The following is a 21,085-nucleotide window of genomic DNA, read 5'->3' as shown; positions in this document are numbered from 1 at the left end:
AGAGCGAGTGAACCCTCATTTCTCTGTTTTTCATTCATTTTTCGTCTATAATAAAATCATGAAACGCTCCCTCCTTTCCCTTCTTCGTTCTCAAACCGCAGAAACCCTGGCCGAAGTCATTATTGCTTTGGTTGTTTTAGCCGTTGGCGCAACCGGAGCCTCGACCTTGATCTACGTCTCCATTTCCGCCAATGCCGAAGGGGAGCAACGCATTGAAGCCTACAACCTTGCGCGAGAAGGAGTGGAAGCGGTGCGAAATATTCGCGACACCAATTGGCTGCGCTTCCCGGGGAATCGAACCGATTGTTGGGATGTGACACTTGAAACCACGGATCCCACTAAATGCAAGGAAGCCGATGGAGCTGTAAAAATAGGAAGTGCAGCCGGAATAAATTACGTGATTTACCCGCAACTCAATGAAACCGATGAAGGAGGAAACCCGGCCACGGATCTTTTTTCGTGGAAATTGGAAATTCTAATCCCGGACGGAACGGATGCAATGATCTACGAATACCCTTTTGGTGACGATATTTTGTATGTAAATGACCCGTGGCATACCTTGGGCGAAACACTCACGGAAACTCCTTATGAAAGAATTATAAGGATTGAAAAAATCGACAACACCATGATCGTTACTTCAACGGTTTCATGGCAATTCAAAAACCGCATGAAAACCGTCACGTTTATGGATGAATTAACTAATTATTAAGATGAAAAATTTTAAAAACCCCTCCGGCCTCTCTCTCATTTTCGCCATCATCACGATGACGATCATTATGGTAGTGGCAGGAACCATGAGTGCTTCATTTTTACGCGCCAACACTCGCAATATGGATCTCTTTCGCTCGATTCAAGCGTATTACGCGAGCCGTGCCAGCATGGAAAAAGCTATTGCCGACGTGGCGGATCACGGCATCGGCTATGAAAATTTCTCAAACACAGCAATCTCATGGGACACCAACCGAGACGGCACGGAGGACGTGACCGGAACGTATGAAATTTTCAGCCAAGCCAAACCATTGGATTGGCAAAGCGCCGGGAGCACCTGTGACGGGACTCAAGATTGCTACATCCCAATCCCGGGCACCGGCGACGTGGGCACGAGTTGCGACTTTGAAGACAGCTCGGCAAGCTGGGCTATTGGCGCCGACGCGGCCGACGATGACTGCAACTGGAATAGGATTGGGTATGGGGAAACGGTGACGATTCCATTATTTTATACAGACCCGGATTCTCCGGATGGAGATCTCGTCAATTCGTACATTACCGGGAGTGAAACATTCAAGTTGAGGGTGAGGACACCAATGGATCCGGATACGGGAATTCGCTACCAACTTGATGAGGGTGAAGATAAAGTCATCATGTATTGGGAATTCAATGGCACGTGCAATGATGGGGGAGATGATTATTCGTGTTACTTAACGCCAAGAACAAGAAAAGAAGAGGAAACTTTTATTTATGATGAAACCATCAACCATGCTACCGATTTTATTGTAATGGATATACAAGATCGATTCGGAGAAACAATCAAAGCAGGGGAAGACGATCAAGGGACCAAAAATGTTTTGATTATCCAATTTTTAACCACACGCACTATCCAACAACCCTATTTCAAAATAACCCTCCCTCAATCCCTCATCGCAGAAGATGGAATCACATCCATCCCCTACCTCGAATATCAACTCATAACCAACACCCCGATTGCAGACAACAAAATTGTCTATATTTCTGATGGGAAAGCCATGGGAAAGCTTGAAACTTATGTAAGACACATGCAAGCCACGCAATCAATAGAAAATAATTCCATCATTAATTTCGTGATCCAGAACTAGTTGACAAAAATTAAGGTAGAGTGTTATTATCAACTCCCATAAAGGGTTAACAATTTAACCCATAAAATATGAACAATTCACCCAAAAATTTCATTCTCACATCGTTGGCAGCCGCCACATTTGGGGCGGAGATCTCACCAGCGGCAGCAGAAACATTGTTAGTAGACACTTCCGATCACCAAGAAATTGTCGAGCTCAGATCTGTTACAGATTTAACAAGCACCCGTGCAGCGACACTAATGGACTCAACCAAAGAATATTTAATGGATGGTCAATATAATCCTGAAACAGAAGAACTCATAACAATTAAAAATAATCCCGAGGATGTAACGGCAGGCCCTTTTGTTATTAGAAATCCGGGGGATCCATTAACCATAAATGGAACCTTTTATCCAGTTGGAAGTGATGTCTATAAACTCAACGTCGGCACAACCACTGGGCATCTTTATTTCATGGATGAACCAAGCGGCGAAGCTTATACATGTTTAGGTTCAGATCCTTCCTCTTGTACCACGAACCCAACAGATCTTTCCGATTCCTTAGCTTATGCCATAGATGAAGAAACACATGGAACAAAAATTGCCGTTTCCGATCATGAATGGCAAATATTCGATACTGATGATTCTCCTATCGGAGATGCCGGAGAAATTGATTATGCTACAGATTTAACTATTTGCCCTAGCGGGGGGTATGCCTTCATAGCAGATGGAGGAAATGGGCAACTGAGAATTATTGACATGGATCCGACTGTTGCGGCTGAGATTGGGGCAGAAACATTATCAATAGTTCCAGACGTTCTTAAATGCGTCACTTCTTTGAGCACCGGGGAAATAAAACTTATAACAGGGGGGCTTAATGTGACGGGCGCTTGGGATGACAGTTTATTAATATTTAATGTTACCGACGGAGGGACATTAACTCTTGAAAGAACAATCTCATTAGGAGATGATCTCGGGAGCTACAGCTCAATAGCTGTAGATTCTGAATCGGCAGCCACCACTATTTATACAACTTTAGAAACCAATAGAAACTTAGGAGTAATAAATTTAGAAACTGGAGCGATGGAAACTACTGCCAGAAATAGCCTTTCTATTAATCCTCAAAGTTTATTTGTTATCCCGCCTCCACTCACTGACGCAGACAGCGACGGCTACGACTCCCTTGCCGATGGCGGCACAGATTGCGACGACACCAACGCCTCGATCAATCCCGGCGCCACAGAAACTTATTATGACGGCGTAGATCAAGATTGCAGTAGCGGATCCGATTACGACCAGGACGGCGATACTTACGACTCAACTACTTATGGCGGAAGCGATTGCGATGACGCCAATGCCTCCATCCACCCCGGCGCCACAGAAACTTGGTACGATGGCATAGATCAAGATTGTAGTGGCACATCGGATTGGGACGCGGATGGAGATGGCTATGATTCAGCAATCTATAGAGGTGAAGCAATGTATTTAATATCAACAGTTAAAGCGGGAGGCACTGTTGAAAGTGATACTTACGATTGCAACGATTTAAATGCAGGAGTTAATCCAGATGCAGAAGAAATCTGTACAGATGGAATCGATAACAACTGCGATACTCTAACAGATTCAGAAGATATAGGGGCTTGCCCGACAGACACAGGAGATGATACCGGTGACACTGGCGACTCGGATGCCGACACGGATGCAGACGCAGACACGGATACTGACACAGATGCTGATTCGGATACAGATACGGACGCCGACTCTGATGCCGACACCGACTCAGATTCTGATGCGGATACAGATACTGGGGGAGAAAGCTGCACCCCGGAAGTATTAGACGGAGAAACAGCCCCACTAAATTGTGACATCATTTGTTTCGATGAACCGGAGTGTGATGTATTCATCTACGGAGTTAAAGAAGGACCCTATACATATACCCTCGATGATGGGAGTGTAACATTAATACCAACAGGAGATGGAAGTTTAGGTATGGGATTATCAGACCAACTAGACGCTGACAATTTAGAAACCGCCAAACCAATAGGAGAAATTTTTGATCTTGGAGGGGCAGAAGCAGCCGCAATTTTCTTTTCTGATGCAAAGACTTCTATCGAAAAAGGCATTTTTACGCTCGAGATGGTAGATACATCAAAATTTGGGATTTATAAAAATATATCTTTAGGAAGCCCGGACACTCCAATTAATTCCAATAATTTTGGAGATTTCTTTAAAGTAGAAAAAGGTGCAACGATAATTACAGAAGATGGAAGACCTCAAGAAGGAACAACGGCTAAAGAAATTTTAAATGTCTGCCAAGAAAATCCAAACGCTTGTGCGGAAGAATTAACCAAACCCACAGAAGAACCTAAAGTATGCGGCTGTTCTTCAACCCCAAAAGAATCACCAAATGATTTATGGGGATTAGGAGGATTGGGATTGACGTTAGGTCTTGCAACAATGCGCCGCCGCAAAAAAATAATTGAACTTGGAGAAAATCCATATCCATCAAGCCCAGATTCTGCTGATAAAAGCTAGTTTTTCATCTTAAATTCAGGTATAATATAAGGATAAACTCTATCCTTATTTCGGATGATCCAAAAATCAAAAACAAAAAAACGTCTCATTACAGGGATTCTAACCATGGTTGGAATCACTTTTTTAATGAGTTTATTTGCCTTTTTAAATCCTCTCGGAAAATGGCAACTCAAACTGACAAGCCATTTATATAACCGCCAAGCCCCCAGTGATGACATTGTCATTATCGGGATTGATGAAAACAGTATTGACGATGAAAAAGGACTTGGAAGATTCAATGGGTGGAGCATCCTTTATTATGATCAGGTTTTAAAAAACATCGAAGCCGCCAATCCAAAAACCGTAACTTTTGATATTCTTTTTTCTCAAAAATCCAGGGGCATCTCAGAACAAGCACTCAATGAAATTTTAGCAAAAAATCTAACCGCCAAAGAATACATAAAAGAAACGATCAGTTATCTTGACGCCATCCATCCTGAAGATGAAATTTTCTCAACAACACTCCAGCAATTTAATAATATTATCCTTGGAGAAAGTTTTATTTCAGCACCAGGAACAAACATAATCCAACAAGCATACCCCCCTTTAGAGCTATTCAAAGAAAACACTGAAATCGGAAATGTTTATATGAAAAAGGATCCCGACGAGATTATAAGACGAATCCCCTTCAGTGTTTGGAATGAACAAATGCAAACAGCACAAAAAACCCTTGCTGTAAAAATCATTGAAATTTACAACAAGGAACTTATCACTTCTTTAAATGAAAATTTAGATAAAAACAAAAACTTTTTAATCAATTACAACGGGAAACCTTATTCTTACAATATAATTTCTTTCATTGATGCCTACAATGGGGCCTTTGACGGATCCGAAATTAAAGACAAAATCGTTCTTATTGGGGTTATTTCTAAATCGATCCAAGATCACACCATGACCCCCACCTCCTACGACACCCCCATGCCCGGAGTCGAGGTCCATGCCAATGCCATTCAAACCATCCTCGAAGAAAAATTCCTGCATGAGCAATCGGTCGCGTCCCAAACAATAACTATCTCAATCCTCACCGCCCTGCTCGTCACCACCCTCCTCATTCTCGGCGTAATCCCCGGCCTCGTGATCACCATTCTCACCATCGCCAGCTACTACCTTTCCGGCCAATTCTTTTTCAATCACGGACTCATCATCAACTTTGTGTATCCGATTCTCGCCTTATTCGCGGCCTATCTCACCATCACGCTGTACAAATCCCTCGCCGAAACTCAGGAGAAAAAACAACTCACTTCCGCGTTCTCCAAATACGTGAACAAAGACCTCGTGGCCCAAATCGCCAACAACCCGGACGTACTCAAGCTTGGCGGAGAAAAACGCACGGTCACCGTCTTCTTTTCCGACATCGAAAACTCGACCTCTCTCTCCGAAAAAATGGATCCTGAAGCCCTCGTCTCCCTTCTCAACGAATATTTCACGGCCATGACCGACATCATTCTCAAAAATAAAGGCACGGTGAATAAATTCGAAGGTGACGCCATCATGGCATTCTGGGGCGCGCCAATTCCGGAACCGCAACACGCCATGCTCGCAGCCCAAAGCGCGATCGAATGCCGCGTGGCCATCAAAACCCTTCACGAAAAATGGCTCAAAGAAGGCAACAAACCTCTCATCGAATTCCGCATCGGCCTTGCGTCAGGGGAAGTCATTGCCGGAAACATCGGATCTCAAGACCGCTTCGACTACACAGTCATGGGCGACATCGTCAACCTCGGCTCCCGCCTCGAAGGCGCGAATAAAGAATACGGCACACGCATCATGATTTCAGACCTCACTTTTGCCGCAATTAAGGACGAATTTGAAACCCGCCACCTCGACCACCTCCGCGTCAAAGGCAAAGAACACCCGGTCGACGTGTACGAATTGCTCACATTCAAAGGAAAACTCGAGGATCGCCATCGCCAAATCATCGACACCTTCCATGCCGCAATGACGTTGTATCATGATGGGAAATTCACAGAAGCCGAACAAAAATTCCAAGAGGTGAAAAAACTCGCTCCCCTCGACAAAACCACGGACATCTATCTCACCCGCCTCGCGACGCTCAAGCAAAACCCACCCGCAAACTGGGATGGAACGTGGACGCTGGAGACGAAATAAAAAAATCCATTTTCCATTTATTTTCAATACCCGAATTTAATTTTTTCCTATAAAATGGGGCCATGTCCTTCCGCCCCTCCTTTACCCTCATCGAAATCACGGTCGCAATCACTTTGTTCGCGATTTTGGCAACCGCAGGCGTGGTCATGGTGAGCAATGTTTCCAATGCCGCACGCAAAGTGGAGATGGAAGAATACCTGTACACCGAGGCGCAAAACCTCCTCGAAAAAATAGCGCGAGAAATTCAAGCCTCAGGCATCGACTACGAGGAGTACTACAGCCGCAATGTAATCCAAGTCAGCGTAGACCCCATCACCGCAAAAACATTTGGGGAAAACTACGGAGAATATCATAAACAATTTTTCAATCCCGGATCCGATGACGATTATGGAGCCCTTTGTGTGGGAGGATCCATTTCCTATCCTGACCCCTTGGGATCCGGATGCTCTCCGAACACAAGCACATTTGACTACGACACCGGAATGAATCCTTACAATGGATCGTTGTCCAATCCGGACACAGCCAATGCTTTTTGCGAAGGGAGTTCGGATTGTTCGAGTGAAAACTCCTATTACAAAACCAACGAACTTTTTCTCATCAATAAATCCGGAACCGAACGCACGTATTTTATCCTTCACAACGGGACGGTCCCAAGCATCAATACCGTTAAACTCACCGGAACCGATACCGACGGAAACGGACTTGTGGATGCCTGGCATTGTTCCGACGAATACATGTGCACTTTCGACTCTTACGGAAACCAACTCCCCGACCCGGCAGATCTAACCAAGGGAAATGACGACAACGAAGACTTCAAATCCATCTCCCCTCAAACCCTCTACATCGACGAACTCACTTTTTACATCACCCCGCTCGAAGATCCGTTTAAAGGATATGCCGAAAGTAGCACAACAAGCGGGGGCACTTTTGAAAGTGTTCAACTTCAACCTCGCGTCACAATTGTATTAAAAGCACACTATCAAACGTTCAGCGCAGACGGGATTACGCCCATCGATTTTTCCGAGGCCGGCCATCTCTTGGGCCAAGCCCCAACCCTCACTTTGCAAACCACGGTGGGAACAGGGGTGACGAACGTGATCCCGGCCTACACTTCTCCGTAAAAAGGCATTTCGCTCCCATGCGACCGCTTGCCCCCCCCCTCCACCCAAAAAAGAGAGGCGGTGTGTTTCCTGAGTCGCATTTTCAAGGAAAAAACGCCGAAGATCATGATCTGAGGCGTTTTGCTCCCATGCGACCGAATGCCCCCCCCTTCCACCCAAAAAAGAGGGGTGGATGTTCCCGAGATCGCATTTTTTCAAGGGAGGTTCTGCGAGGATCATGATCCGAGCAGGTTCTCCCCATGCGATAGAGGGAATATCCGTCCCTCTTTTTAAATAGTTTCAAACAATTTTGACAAAAACCAACAACCCAATCCGTTAAAATATAGATATTTCGAAAAACACCCACTTTAAAAATCATCAAATAAAATCTTGCACGCCCTCAACACATCATGTAGAATCCTAGCGCTTTAACCTAAGCTTTCGCTTAACGTAAGCACTTTTCAATCTTTATGGTCAAACAGGTAATTCAGGTTGACGGAATGGTACTCGAATGTCTGCCTAATGCAACTTTCAAGGTCAAGATTGAAGATGCCAATTACCCGAGTGATCACCCTATTTTGTGCCATTTGTCCGGAAAGATGCGCGTCAATTACATTCGCATCATCCCCGGAGACAACGTCACTGTTGAATTGACTCCTTACGATCTTTCCAAAGGCCGCATCGTTTACCGCCATAAAGGGAAACGCCCCCCCAAACCGATTGCCGAAGAAAATTCTTCCGCGGAAAACGTCCCTCATGAAGAAATTCAATAATAATTTAAATCCCTCATCTCATGAAAGTCCGAAGCTCTGTCAAACCCATCTGCGAAAAATGCCAAGTCATCAAACGAAAAGGTATTATTCGAGTCACGTGCAAATCCAAACGACGCCACAATCAACGTCAAGGATAACAGACCCGCAGCGAAACGAAGGGTCCGCATTTCGCATTTTCTTCTCTTCATACTAACTTCTCAATACTAAATACTTTCCAACTAACCCCTAACTTATGGTCCGTATCGCCGGCGTCAATCTTCCTCCAAACAAACGCATGGAAATTGCCCTTACCTATATTTATGGAATGGGTCGCAGTGCCAGCACAAAGCTTCTCGACGAACTCAATATCGACAAAAATATTCATGCCAAAGATTTAAGTGAGGCGGATGAAAAAAAACTACGTGAAGCCATCACAAAAATCACCACCGAAGGAGATCTTCGTCGTAAACGCGCCATGGATATTAAGCGCCTTCAAGACATTGGTTCTTATCGTGGTTTTCGCCATCGCAAACGCCTCCCGTGCCGCGGACAAAAAACCAAATCCAACGCTCGCACTCTCCGAGGGAAAAAATCCGTGGGAGTCGGAAGCGGTCGCAGTAAAGAATCTAAGACCTAAACCCCGCTCACGAAACATATTCACAGAGCGAAGCGAAATGAGCTTTCCCTTCTGCATCCATCCTAACTTCTATATACTAAATACTTCATACTAACTTTTATGGCCAATACCCCACCCCCTGAAAAAAAGTCGGAAAAAGCCCCTGAAAAAGGAGCTGCAAAAAATGCTGAAAAAGCCGGAGCCGGAAAATCCGGTGCCGAACCGGCGGTGGCTCCCAAAAAAGTGAGTCGCAAACGCCGCAATGTGCCCGAAGGTCGCGTCAACATTCACGCAGGATTCAACAACACCATCGTGACCGTGGCCGAACCGTCCGGAAACGTTTTGGCTTGGGCTTCATCCGGAGCCAGCGGATTCCGCGGAAGCAAAAAATCCACTCCTTATGCCGCGCAAGTCGCCGCTGAAAACGCGATCGAAAAAGCAAAAGCCTACGGCTTGATGAAAGCACACGTGTTTGTAAAAGGGATTGGCAACGGCCGAGAACAATCCATTCGTGGATTGATCGCCGGAGGCATTGAAATTCTATCCATCACCGACGTTACACCGGTCCCACACAACGGATGCCGCAAACGCCGTGAACGCAAGGTTTAATCTTCTATATACTAATTCTTCTTTCTTATGTCCCGATACAGAGGTCCCAGAGCGAGGCACTGCCGAAGACTCGGAGTCAACATTTACGGCTCGGAAAAATTCGATAAAATTTTGGCAAAACGCAATTTCCCACCCGGAATGCACGGCCAAAGTCATTTTTCCAAAAAAACGGAATACGCCAAACAATTATTGGAAAAACAAAAGGCGCGTCTCATGTTCGGACTCACGGAAAAACAATTCCATAACTATTACAAAAAAGCGGAAAGCGGAAACGGAGTTACCGGAGAAGAATTACTTCGTCTTTTGGAACGCCGCCTCGACAATGTGATTTACCGCACGGGATTCGCAAAAACTCGCGCCCAAGCACGCCAAATGGTGGGCCACGGTTTATTTAAAATGAACGGACGACGAATCACGATCCCTTCCATTCAAGTTAAAATCGGTGACAAAGTTGAAATTCGCACCAAAAACGCAAACAGTCCCATTTTTGAAAGCGTAAAAGCGGGCAAAGAAAAAATTAAACCACCCTCTTGGCTCAAAGCCGAAGCCGCAAAATTGACCTTGGAAGTGGTGGCCCTTCCGGAAAAAGACGATCTCGAACAACTCATCCAAAGCAGTTTGATCGTAGAGTTCTACTCCAAGTCTTAAAAAGTGTAGCGCAGTGACTTGTCCCTCTTTTTCTCTCCCCTCTTCACCCTCCATAAAGTACTAACTTCCCTTCACCCTTTTAATCCTCACCCCATGCATATCATTCAGGAAGAAATCGGTCTCCCCAAATTCGATTTCAAACGCCTTGGAGACAACCATGTTCTTTTCACTTTTGCCCCACTCCCTCCAGGTTATGGAATGACTTTGGGAAACGCACTTCGACGTGTTTTGATCTCTTCATTGCCCGGCGCCGCCATCACCGCGGTTAGAATCAAAGGAATTTCGCATGAATACAGCACTCTTAAAGGGGTAAAAGACAGTATTCTTGATATCATTCTCAATCTTAAAAATGTGCAACTTAGAAAAGAATCCCGAGGAGCCACCACGGTCAAACTTAAAAAAACCGGGCCCGGCGATATTTTGGCCAAACATTTTGAATTCCCGAGTGACATTGAAGTTTTAAATCCCGATCAATACATCACCAGCCTCGATTCCAAAACCACAACATTGGAAATGGAAATCACAGTGGAAAAAGGCGTAGGTTACCGACCGGTTCAACTCGAAAAGAGCGACGTCCCGGGCTTGATGCAAGTGGATGCCAACTTCTCTCCGCTCAAACACATCCGTTACGATGTGGAATACACTCGTGTCGGCCAAATGACCAACCTCGATAAATTGATGATGGAAGTGCAAACCAACGGCGCTCTCACTCCGGAAGAAGCCCTCAAATTCGCCGCCAACATCCTCAAATCCTACTACAATCTCTTCGATATTACAGACAAAGATGTGGAACCCGAATTCGTCAGCGACTACAAGAAAATCATGGAAAAAGCGTCCAAAGAAGAACAAAAGACACCGGCTCAAGAGACCTACACTCCGATTGAAATTCTGGGTTTGTCTCCTCGCACGTTAAACTCTCTCATCAACGGTGGCATCGGATCCATTGAACAACTCGTCAAATGCTCCGAAGGCAAATTGTCCAACCTGAGAGGGTTCGGTAAAAAAGCGTTGACCGAAGTGAGCGATGCGTTAAAAGGACGCAACCTCGCTTTGACCGACGACAACAATCCTGAAGAATCGGTGGAAAATTAACCTAAAATTTAAAATTCAAAATTTCTAACTTCTCTTTATGCGGCATCGAACCAAAAAATTAAAAATCGGCGGACGTGAACCGGATCATCGCAACGCGCTGGTAAAAAACCTGATCACTTCTCTGATTTTGCACGAAAAAATAAAAACCACCGAAGCCAAGGCCAAAGCCATTGCCCCTCGAGTGGAACGCCTAATCACCAAAGCCAAATCCGTGGCTTCGGGCGCCAAACTCGAACGCGAAATCATTCGCGAATTCAAGGCCTCACTCTTTGACGAGAATGCTTCTCGCAAACTTCTCGAAGAATTGACAAAACGTTATTCCGATCGCACTTCCGGTTTCACCCGCATCACCCACTTTAAAAATCGTCCCGGTGACGCGGCCCCGGTTGTTTATATTGAACTTGTTTAACCTAAAAAACGATGAAAAAATTAACCCATGCGGCCAAAATCACTGATTTCAAACGAGAATGGTTTCTCGTGGATGCGGAAAACGTCGTGGTTGGAAAACTAGCGACTCAAGTGGCCAAAATTCTCCGCGGAAAAGAAAAAACCACCTTCAGTCCTCATGTGGACTGCGGGGATTATGTGGTGGTGATCAATGCGGAAAAAGTCGCACTCACTCGCAACAAAATGGAAACCAAAATTTATCGAAAACACACCGGATGGTGGGGACATCTTCAAGAAGTCCAAGCCAAAACCGTGGTGGAACGCCAGCCCACCCGCCTTGTACGCGATTCAATCTACGGCATGTTGCCCAAGAACAAACTGCGCGATCATTTCATGAAAAAACTCTTTATTTATGCCGGTCCGGAACACAAACACACCGGACAAAATCCAAAACCTATTAAAATTTCTTAAATACTTCATACTAACTTCTTCCTATGCCCACCAAAAAAGAATCTTCTGAAACAAAAGCCGAAGCTCGTGCCGAAAAAAGCGAAAAAGGCATGACTTTTTCCGGTCATTATTATTCCGCGCTCGGCAAACGAAAATGTGCCGTGGCCCGCGTGAATCTTTATGAAAAAGGGCAAGGACGAATTGTGATCAACGGAGAACCCTATAAAAAATACCTCACCATCAAAGAAACGTACGAAATCGTACAATTTCCACTCAAACTCACCGACCATTTAAAAGATGTCGATGTTTCGGCCTTGGTGGAAGGCGGAGGCTCTCATGCCCAAGCTGAAGCCATTCGTCATGGCATTTCTCGTGCTTTGATTTCTCTCGACATGTTGCTTCGCCCCACATTGAAAAAAGCCGGACTCCTCACGCGCGACTCTCGTATCAAAGAACGCAAGAAATACGGTCTCAAACGTGCTCGCCGAGCTCCGCAATTCAGCAAACGCTAACGCGAAGTCCCGCAACGCGGGACAGAGCGCCTTGAGTAGCGATTGAATTTGGCTTACCGCTAAATTTTCACGTAAACGTTGAAAACGGCTTTTCAATTTTTAGCCACATGATAAATTCTACTCTGCAAAATCCTCCCCAGGAAGGATTCTTTATCTGTTAAATTTTATGCAGGAACTTGGTGTGCAATCCAAGCCTCTAAAGCAGCGGCTTTATCAAAAAGGGGTTGTTCAGAAACATGCTTGCCCTCCGCTCTAGCCCTAGAAGCCAAACGTCTTTGAAGAGAGGCTTCAGACCAACAAATAGGCTCACCAGATCCTCCCCTCCCCAAAAAATCTTTTATTCAGCTTTATCTTCTGCCTTTTGTCTTTCCTCTAACGCTCGTTGATCTGCTAAAAATGCCTCTAACGCACGATCACGATCAAAAACGGCATCAGGTTCTCCCTCCTTTTTAAAAAGATTCCAAAGCTGCGTCCCAGCCAAACAACCAGGGCATTGAGCGTAAGCCGTCCTGGCAGCCCTAGGCCCTTTTTCCCCTGATTGAAAGCCCCTATTCCTTCGCCATCGAGCCATCATAAAAAATTTATCTTTTCGAGCTTGGCTTATAACCTTGCCTTTTTCGAGAGCTTCTCTTAATTTGCAACAAACTCCTACTACATTTGTGCGCGGATCCAAATAAAGCTCTTCAAATTCAGGACATCCACTCCCTCCTGTTCCGACACAATCCGCTACATTTGTATGATCAGCCAAAGGAACCAATCGCACAGACTCATCGAGTAAAAAAGTCATGGTGGGTCTCGGTTCTGCGCAATGTTGTGTAACCAAGATTAGATCTTTGGATGATTGCTCTTCTACAGCCATAAAAAATGGATTTAAATTTAAAATTACGAAAAAATTAAACACAATAAAAGCAGTTTAGTCAAGCCCATCCTTATCATTTTCCCTCCTGCGCCACAAAGCATTTTCCTATACAATAACCCTATGCGCTTCGACATTCTCACCCTTTTTCCATCCTTTTTCACCCAAAATCCCTATTTTGAATTTGGGGTCTTGGGCGAAGCCCTCAAAAAAGGAGCCTTTGAGCTGAACGCACACGACATTCGCGCGTACTCCAAGGAAAAGCACAAAAAAGTCGACGACACGCCCTATGGCGGAGGCGCAGGCATGGTCATGACCTGCCAACCGCTGTTCGATTCCATCAACGCGGTCAAAAAACTTCAAAAAAAAGCATTAAAAAAATCCGGGCCCGTCATTTTTCTCACCCCGCACGGCAAACCATGGACCCAAATCCGCGCGGAACAATACGTTAAAAAATACGACGGCCTCATCTTGCTCTCCGGTCGCTACGAAGGCATTGACCAACGCGTGCGCGACACGCTCGTGGACGAAGAAATCTGCATCGGCCCTTATGTCGTCACCGGCGGCGAACTCCCAGCCATGATGATGATCGATTCCATGGTCCGCCTTTTGCCCGGCATCCTAGGCAATTCCGATTCTCCGGAAGAAGAATCGTTCAGCAAACGCCTGGATCGCAAAAAAGAATACCCGCACTACACAAAACCCGCAGACTACAAAGGCCTCGCAGTCCCGGACGTGCTTCGCTCCGGCAATCATGCTGAGATTGAAAAGTGGAGAAGGGGAAAATTAAAGTAAAGAATTCCATTCCGCGCGATAAGCCTCTTCTCGAGCGATTTCTATTGTTGCCTTTTGTCGCTCTAAAATTTCTCTTTCTATTCTTTGTTGCCTTAAAATTTCTCTCTCTTCTTTTTCTAATCCTTTTTTAAATAAAAAAAGTTCTTCCCTTCTTTGCCTTCCCTCTTCCATTAACTCACGCCTCGGGGCAAACTCTGCCATCAATTCTTCAATTAAACCCCGAGAAGATTTATGAGTCACATAAAGAATCCCGGTTTTAAAATCTTGTAAAATCACCACAGGAAAATTTTCCTCGTAATCAACAATCCAAAACTTTCCTCCATCAGGACTATTCACTTCTCTCATACGATCCCCTAATATTGCCTGCATTTCTTCGAAAGAAAAAGACAAATCACAATTGCGTCGAAAAGGCACAGGATCCGACACGGCATCAAAATTATCTTTAATATGAAGCGACATCTTAAATATTGATAACTGATCCTTTAAAAAATCATTCGGGATAAATAGAATTGATACTAGACAAACATCTCCCATTAAAAGCCCGTCGAATTTCCAATTCATTCGCTTGCCTTGATGCTTGAGCAGAACTTAACGCTACTTGAGCTACCACACAATCACCCCCATCCTTCTGGCATCGCGCTAACCCTTCACGAGCTATTTCCTCCTTAATAGCAAAAGCCTGATCCATTACGATAAGGGGACCTTGACTACTCACTACTTCACAGTGCTTTTCCACAACTTCAAAAGCCACAGAAGGGGCAACGCAACCTGTTGACGCCAACAAGAGAGGCAAAACCAATGATCTCAATCCATGACCTAATCCCATAATTATTTTTATTAAAAAATTTCACTAAAAAAGGATAAAATCCTAACACTTTATCGGAAAATGTCAACCTATTCACTGAGACACCAAATTTATCCACAAAATTCCCAATGATTTTCGTGTATAATTTTCATGAATTCAAAATCTCCTCCCTCACTGCTCAATGCCAAATTCAAGCTCCCCTTCCGGCCTCACCTCCAAAGACGCGCAAGCCCGACTTTTGCAATACGGCCCCAACATTCTAAAAAAACATCATAAAAAGCCGCTCATCGTTTTGTTTTTAGAGGAATTCAAAGACCTTATGGTGATTATTTTAATCTTTGCGGCAATCATCGCCGGCATCGGAGGTGAACCCATAGACGCAAGTGTGATCTTATTTATTGTGGTGCTCAATGCCATGATTGGATTTATTCAAAAATTCAAAGCGGAAAAAGCACTCGAAGCTCTACAAAAAATGCTTTCCCCCAGCGCCCGCGTCCTGCGTGACGGAAAAGTCATCCAAATCAACGCTTCACAAGTCGTACCCGGTGATATTCTTATTTTAAATGAAGGCGACAACATTGTGGCCGACGCCCAACTTCTCGAAGAAAATGAACTCGAAGTCAATGAATCCGCGCTCACCGGAGAATCCACTCCCGCAATCAAAAATGTCATTGCCATAAATGAAAAAAATCCGGCGTATCAAGCCCATGAAACACAAATTTTCATGGGAACCTCGGTCACTCACGGCACCGCACACGCCGTAGTTCTAAGCACCGGCATGAACACCGAATTCGGCAAAATCGCGCATCTCACCCAAGACACTAAAAAAGATAAAAGTCCGCTACAAAAAGAACTGCTTAAAATTGGAATTTTTGTTGGAAAAATCACACTGGTTATTTCTTCGATCCTATTTTTGACCGGATGGATTTTACAAGGAAAAGCATTCACTTCTTCTCTGTTATTTGCAACCTCCGTGGCTGTCGCCGCCGTACCCGAAGGTCTCCCGGCCACCATCACCATCGCTCTCGCCATCGGCGTCCAACGCCTTGCCAAAAAACGCGCAATTGTCAAAAAACTCTCCTCCGTGGAAACGCTAGGCTCCACGACCACCATCTGCTCTGACAAAACCGGAACCCTAACCAAAAACGAAATGACGGTGGTTGAAGTCTATCTCTTGGGCGAAAAAATAACCGTAAAAGGCACCGGCTATTCTCCCGTCGGGGAATGGAGCAATATCGAACACTTAAGTAAAATCGAGCCCCTTTGTCGCACCGCAGTCTTATGCAACAACGCCACCCTTACTCGCACAAAAAACACATGGCAAATCATCGGAGATCCCACCGAAGGGTCACTGCTCACCGCCGCAGCCAAAGCCTCATTCACGATGGAAAAAATGAATCAATTTTACAAACGACTGTATGAATTCCCTTTTGACTCCAATCGAAAAATGATGACCACTCTCGATCAAGAGAAAAAAACACACGAAGTGACGGTGCATCTCAAGGGCGCCCCCGATGAAGTGTTGAAAATTTGCACACACGTTTATGAAAAAGGGAAAGTGGTTCTTCTCACTCCTCAAAAACGAAAAGAAATTGAGTCTATGAATACACTCATGGCCGGCCGTGCACTCCGTGTCCTCGCGTTTGCCGAACGTCCGCTCAAAGCTACGGAATTACCAAAAATCAAAAAAGGCTGCGACAAAAAATCAATTGAAAAAGGCATGGTTTTCATCGGGCTCATGGGCATGATCGATCCGCCAAGGCCCGAAGTCTATGAAGCGGTAAGGCTGGCACATGAAGCCGGAATTCGCATCATTGTGATCACCGGAGACTACGGTGAAACCGCGTACGCCATTGCCAAAGAATTAAAAATTCTGACACGAAAAAAAATTAAAATAATTACCGGAGACGAACTCAAAAACATTTCCGAATCTTCATTGACAAAACTTTTCAAACAAAAAGACTATGACTTTGTTTTTGCAAGAGTAAGCCCGGAGCACAAACTTAAGATCGTTCACGCACTCAAAAAAAACGGCGAAATCGTGGCCATGACCGGTGATGGAGTCAACGACGCTCCGGCGTTAAAACGAGCCGACATTGGCGTGGCCATGGGCATCACGGGCACCGATGTTTCCAAAGAAGCCGCAGACATGATTCTCACAGACGACAGCTTTAACACGATCGTCACCGCCATAGAAGAAGGCCGAACCGTTTACAACAATCTCAAAAAATTCGTATTTTATATTTTTTCCGGAAACATTGGGGAATTGATCACCATATTCACCGCCATTATTCTCAATATTCCGGCTCCGCTCACCGCAATCTTAATTCTTGCGATAAACCTTGGAACCGATGTACTCCCCGCAATCGCCCTCGGAGTAGAGCCACCCGAATCCGGACTCATGCAACAAGCCCCAAGATCTCAAAAAGAACACATCATCAAAAAAGAATTCTTAATTCGTTTTTTCTACGTTGGAATATGGATTGGAGTCATTGTAATCAGCATGTATTTCTGGATCCTCCATCGCTACGGATGGCATTGGGGAGAACCGCTCGATACGGAAAATTTAATTTATTTAAAAGCTTCCACTTCTTCTTTTGCCCTTCTCGTATTCATCCAAATGGCCAATGCATGGAACGCCCGTAGTACGCATCATTCTATTTTCAAAATGGGGATGCTTACAAATCGATGGCTTTTAGGGGCGGTGTTGATTTCAATTTTAACCGTGATCGCCTTTGTACAAATATCATTTTTTCAAAAATTCCTGCACACCACCGGCCTTTCGCTGGAAGAATGGGGCCTCATCGCTCTCGCCGCTTTTACAATTATTGTCGTGGAAGAAATAAGAAAATTATTCTCTCGCATTTCAATTTAAAATCTAAAATTCAAAATTTCTAATTTCCCATGCTCTATCTCCGCATCAAAGTCCTTCCCAAAAGCCCCAAAACAGAACTCATCGACACCCTGGCGGACGGCACCCTTAAAATCCGTGTGGCCGCGCCTCCGGAAAAAGGAAAAGCCAACAAAGAACTCATTCATTTTCTCGGCAAGCATTACAACGTTCCCAAAAACGCCATCTCGATTCTCAGCGGAAAAACCGATGCTCTCAAACTCATTAAAATCGATAAAGAATGACCTCTCCTCATAGTGCGAAAAAATATCTGGGCCAGCATTTTCTCAACAATACTTCAACGCTTCAAAAAATCGTCGAGGCCTCAGGCGTTAAAAAAGATGACACGGTGATTGAAATTGGCCCGGGACACGGCGTACTCACCCATGCCTTGGGAAAAAAGGGAGTAAATTTAACTTCCATCGAACTCGACCGCGACCTCATCCAGGGACTCACGGCTCAATTTGCATCAAAGAAAAACGTAAAAATCATTGAAGGCGATGCCCTCGATTTTACTCCACCAAAAACGCCATACCATATCGTAGCCAACATCCCTTATTACATCACATCGCCGTTGATCAATCACTTTTTACGCGAACAACCCGCAAATCAACGCCCCCAAAGCATCACATTGCTCGTGCAAAAAGAAGTCGCTGAAAAAATTTGTGCCAAACCTGGGGATCTCAGTGTTCTTGCCATTCAAGTCCAACTGTTTGGCACGCCAAAAATAATCGCGACCATTCCCGCAAGTCATTTTGCTCCACCCCCAAAAGTCGATTCCGCCATCCTGCATATTAAAATAAATGAACCGCCCTTGGCTGAAAAAGACATCCGCCGTTTTTTCATCCTTGTGCACGCCGGGTTTGCCCACAAGCGCAAAAAATTGATCCGAAATCTCGAAACCGTGCTACCAAAAGAAAAACTCCAAACGTTATTTAAAGAAATGGGCTTGAGTGAAAATGCGCGCGCCGAAGAACTAAATTTACTTGAATGGGTAGAATTTTTGGCTTAAGATAGAGCTCAATGAGCAAAGGCTTAACAGAAAATAACGAAGAGGATCCCCCTCGTTCCCCGGAAGAAGAACGATTACTTGAAACTGCAGAAAAAATAATCCCAGATAATAAAGAATTAATTTTATTCATCTACTCATTAGCCAAAAAAGAAGAATTTAAAGCAGAACTCTTAGGAGAACTAGCTCGAATCCGAAAATTACAAACAGAAGATCTCACTTGCCATGCCATTTATGATCCTAAACAAACACCTTTATTACACTTAGACGAAAACAACATTATATTTCAAGATCTTCTAAACAAAGCAATGAACGGAAGGAGTTCAATAAGACTAATAAATATTATCAATGTAATGGAATTCATCCTCATGGGAATTCCTCTTAGACCGGAACAATAATCTATTTTCTTCCCATCACGATCGGAAACCTCAGCTCAAACCGAGTATTCATGCCCTCAGCCAAAACCGGCGGAATGCCTTCTTCTCCAGCGAGCACCTTTTCAGCCAAACTCCCCGGCTTTTTTTCTAAAATTTTTCCATCGTCTCGACGATGATAAGAAGTGATGCTTCCCTTCCCCATTTTTGCAACTTTTGCCGTCCAATTCAACCCGGTCCCGCTCCCATGCCCATGCTCACTCCCCAAAAGTTCATCAAATAATTTCTCTAAATTTTTATCCGAGAAAGGGCCCAAATTATTTTGAAATGAAATCACAATCTCATTTCCCTCCACATGAGCCTCCACTTCCATTCGAGCATCACTCGGAGTTGAACAACGATTTCTCACTTTCCAATAATTGGATCGAAAAGTTCTAAAAATACTGGCCAAAGTTCCTGCCGGCAAATTCACAGATAAATCCTCCTCGCCATCGGAAAGATTATTTTGTAAAAAAATTCCCTCGGAATTCTCTTGTTCGGAAAACTCGGCGGCCAAAGCCTGCCCCACATTTTGATTTTCAAAAAAACAATCGGGATTTCGAGAAGTCAAATACTCTCTAAAAACATTCAATCCTTTCCATACAATGTCTCCAATCTTTTTGCGATCTTTTTTCCATACTTCAAGGGAAGGCTCCTGTCCGTCATAATGAGAAAAAATATTATTCACATCATGAACACAACCCGAAACAATAATATTCGCTCCTTCAAGTCCCTCAAAAATCATCTCAAAAAAACGTCGACGACTCTCATTTCTATCCGCAGGAAAATATCTTGACCACATTTTTTCCACATCAGAAAAAGAAAAGTTTGTTCGCTCTTGAGTATCATTGCCCCAAGAGTGGCCAGTCAACCACTGCATTTTATCTAAAAATTGATCCAATAAATGAGCCATTGCTAAAAAACGCGCAGCAGAATCTTGAGAAGAATCACTCCCTTTAAGAACAATATTGGAAGCATCGGTGGGCAAAGCTCGTATTAAATCCCCTAAATTCGAATAAGAAAAAACATCAATCGGCCCTACAGGGACTTTCTTCTCGCTAGGGGAAGACTTAACTGCGGTCCTCTCTTCCATTTCTGCTTCTACTTGCATTGAAGGCACAGATACCTCTATGTTTAACAAATGGCCCAGCGCCAAAGCAACGACTCGACCAAAAGTCTCACACGATACAGGCTTTGCAAAATAACCAATACTTAAATCACCCAAACTTCCAGGCTTTTGTTGAGTTTTCCATCCATCCACTTGCTCTTGGACCGTTTCAAATCCTGCCGCACTCTGAAAAATAACAGCCACACGTCTCCGAGCCTTAATCAGAGCACGTAAAACTTCCTCGGGACAAACTCTCTCCTCCTTTTTCAACGTAGAATCAACAAACAACAGCAAGGGATGAGCCTCTTCCGTCTCTGTCCCAAATTGAGATAAACGCGACCTTAATCCCTGAACCGTATCAATCATTTCATGCCCCTCGTCGGATAAAAAAGAACTAAATCGCGCTAAAAAAACCTTTTCCATTCCAACAATCTTAGGATCATCTTCTATAAAACAAACCTTAATGCCCGGAAGCTCTCGCTCGCCACTCATACCAATTCATTTTAAAAAATGAAGAAGCGATTATAAACCATGCACCCAAAAAGGCAAG

At 44.4% G+C, this 21,085-nt stretch carries 22 protein-coding genes and 1 pseudogene; 19 read left to right on the top strand and 4 right to left on the bottom strand.

Annotation, left to right across the window (positions count from 1 at the left end; genetic code table 25):
• Positions 1-58: 58 nt before the first annotated feature.
• The 14 genes from WC882_04660 (at position 59) to rpsI (ending at position 12,659) form a co-directional block, all read left to right on the top strand.
• A complete protein-coding gene (locus WC882_04660; protein MFA5842925.1) occupies positions 59-709 on the top strand; it encodes a hypothetical protein in 651 nt (216 codons plus the stop codon).
• 1 nt (position 710) lies between these two features.
• Complete coding sequence (locus WC882_04655; protein ID MFA5842924.1) at positions 711-1,832, top strand: hypothetical protein; 1,122 nt, start codon at positions 711-713, stop codon at positions 1,830-1,832.
• 68 nt (positions 1,833-1,900) lie between these two features.
• Positions 1,901-4,345, top strand: a complete 2,445-nt coding sequence (locus WC882_04650) for a putative metal-binding motif-containing protein (GenBank protein MFA5842923.1) — start codon at positions 1,901-1,903, stop codon at positions 4,343-4,345.
• A 54-nt stretch (positions 4,346-4,399) separates the two neighbouring features.
• The gene (locus tag WC882_04645; protein ID MFA5842922.1) at positions 4,400-6,493 is read left to right on the top strand and encodes an adenylate/guanylate cyclase domain-containing protein; all 2,094 of its coding nucleotides are present in this window, start codon (positions 4,400-4,402) and stop codon (positions 6,491-6,493) included.
• Positions 6,494-6,555: 62 nt separating this feature from the next.
• Complete coding sequence (locus WC882_04640) at positions 6,556-7,614, top strand: prepilin-type N-terminal cleavage/methylation domain-containing protein (protein ID MFA5842921.1); 1,059 nt, start codon at positions 6,556-6,558, stop codon at positions 7,612-7,614.
• A 449-nt stretch (positions 7,615-8,063) separates the two neighbouring features.
• Entirely contained in the window at positions 8,064-8,366 is a 303-nt protein-coding gene (gene infA / locus WC882_04635; GenBank protein ID MFA5842920.1) for a translation initiation factor IF-1, read from the top strand.
• A 20-nt stretch (positions 8,367-8,386) separates the two neighbouring features.
• Positions 8,387-8,503, top strand: coding sequence for a 50S ribosomal protein L36 (gene rpmJ / locus WC882_04630; GenBank protein ID MFA5842919.1), 117 nt, complete (start codon positions 8,387-8,389; stop codon positions 8,501-8,503).
• A gap of 95 nt (positions 8,504-8,598) precedes the next feature.
• Positions 8,599-8,982: a 30S ribosomal protein S13 gene (rpsM, locus tag WC882_04625; protein MFA5842918.1), complete on the top strand. Its 384-nt coding sequence runs from the start codon at positions 8,599-8,601 to the stop codon at positions 8,980-8,982.
• A gap of 99 nt (positions 8,983-9,081) precedes the next feature.
• Positions 9,082-9,570, top strand: coding sequence for a 30S ribosomal protein S11 (rpsK, locus tag WC882_04620; GenBank protein MFA5842917.1), 489 nt, complete (start codon positions 9,082-9,084; stop codon positions 9,568-9,570).
• A gap of 27 nt (positions 9,571-9,597) precedes the next feature.
• Positions 9,598-10,218, top strand: coding sequence for a 30S ribosomal protein S4 (gene rpsD, locus WC882_04615; protein MFA5842916.1), 621 nt, complete (start codon positions 9,598-9,600; stop codon positions 10,216-10,218).
• Positions 10,219-10,311: 93 nt separating this feature from the next.
• A complete protein-coding gene (locus WC882_04610; protein MFA5842915.1) occupies positions 10,312-11,310 on the top strand; it encodes a DNA-directed RNA polymerase subunit alpha in 999 nt (332 codons plus the stop codon).
• A 37-nt stretch (positions 11,311-11,347) separates the two neighbouring features.
• The gene (gene rplQ / locus WC882_04605; protein ID MFA5842914.1) at positions 11,348-11,719 is read left to right on the top strand and encodes a 50S ribosomal protein L17; all 372 of its coding nucleotides are present in this window, start codon (positions 11,348-11,350) and stop codon (positions 11,717-11,719) included.
• 11 nt (positions 11,720-11,730) lie between these two features.
• Positions 11,731-12,168, top strand: a complete 438-nt coding sequence (rplM, locus tag WC882_04600; GenBank protein ID MFA5842913.1) for a 50S ribosomal protein L13 — start codon at positions 11,731-11,733, stop codon at positions 12,166-12,168.
• Positions 12,169-12,257: 89 nt separating this feature from the next.
• On the top strand, positions 12,258-12,659 hold the full coding sequence (gene rpsI / locus WC882_04595) for a 30S ribosomal protein S9 (GenBank protein MFA5842912.1): 402 nt from the start codon (positions 12,258-12,260) through the stop codon (positions 12,657-12,659).
• A gap of 337 nt (positions 12,660-12,996) precedes the next feature.
• Here the strand turns inward: rpsI and WC882_04590 are convergent, their stop codons facing one another.
• Positions 12,997-13,518 (bottom strand): hypothetical protein, encoded by a 522-nt coding sequence (locus tag WC882_04590; GenBank protein MFA5842911.1) that lies wholly within the window; start codon positions 13,516-13,518, stop codon positions 12,997-12,999.
• 120 nt (positions 13,519-13,638) lie between these two features.
• Between WC882_04590 and trmD the strand changes: the two genes are divergently transcribed.
• The gene (gene trmD / locus WC882_04585) at positions 13,639-14,310 is read left to right on the top strand and encodes a tRNA (guanosine(37)-N1)-methyltransferase TrmD (protein MFA5842910.1); all 672 of its coding nucleotides are present in this window, start codon (positions 13,639-13,641) and stop codon (positions 14,308-14,310) included.
• On the opposite strand, the gene WC882_04580 is transcribed toward trmD, so the two are convergent.
• The gene (locus tag WC882_04580; protein MFA5842909.1) at positions 14,302-14,769 is read right to left on the bottom strand and encodes a hypothetical protein; all 468 of its coding nucleotides are present in this window, start codon (positions 14,767-14,769) and stop codon (positions 14,302-14,304) included. The two genes, trmD and WC882_04580, sit on opposite strands and share 9 nt — an antisense overlap.
• A gap of 1 nt (position 14,770) precedes the next feature.
• Complete coding sequence (locus WC882_04575; GenBank protein ID MFA5842908.1) at positions 14,771-15,136, bottom strand: hypothetical protein; 366 nt, start codon at positions 15,134-15,136, stop codon at positions 14,771-14,773.
• A 160-nt stretch (positions 15,137-15,296) separates the two neighbouring features.
• On the opposite strand from WC882_04575, the gene WC882_04570 reads away from it, so the two are divergent.
• The 4 genes and pseudogenes from WC882_04570 (at position 15,297) to WC882_04555 (ending at position 19,412) form a co-directional block, all read left to right on the top strand.
• On the top strand, positions 15,297-17,990 hold the full coding sequence (locus WC882_04570; GenBank protein MFA5842907.1) for a cation-translocating P-type ATPase: 2,694 nt from the start codon (positions 15,297-15,299) through the stop codon (positions 17,988-17,990).
• 29 nt (positions 17,991-18,019) lie between these two features.
• Positions 18,020-18,229: pseudogene (locus WC882_04565) on the top strand (DUF167 domain-containing protein).
• Positions 18,230-18,246: 17 nt separating this feature from the next.
• Positions 18,247-19,017, top strand: a complete 771-nt coding sequence (gene rsmA, locus WC882_04560; GenBank protein MFA5842906.1) for a 16S rRNA (adenine(1518)-N(6)/adenine(1519)-N(6))-dimethyltransferase RsmA — start codon at positions 18,247-18,249, stop codon at positions 19,015-19,017.
• 11 nt (positions 19,018-19,028) lie between these two features.
• Entirely contained in the window at positions 19,029-19,412 is a 384-nt protein-coding gene (locus tag WC882_04555; protein MFA5842905.1) for a hypothetical protein, read from the top strand.
• A 1-nt stretch (position 19,413) separates the two neighbouring features.
• On the opposite strand, the gene WC882_04550 is transcribed toward WC882_04555, so the two are convergent.
• Positions 19,414-21,027, bottom strand: coding sequence for a hypothetical protein (locus WC882_04550; protein ID MFA5842904.1), 1,614 nt, complete (start codon positions 21,025-21,027; stop codon positions 19,414-19,416).
• Positions 21,028-21,085 lie beyond the last annotated feature (58 nt).

The sequence above is a fragment of the Candidatus Gracilibacteria bacterium genome (assembly GCA_041658685.1).
In the GTDB taxonomy this organism is placed as follows: domain Bacteria; phylum Patescibacteriota; class Gracilibacteria; order UBA1369; family UBA12473; genus JBAZZS01.
This window is presented reverse-complemented; position numbering and strand designations above follow the sequence as displayed.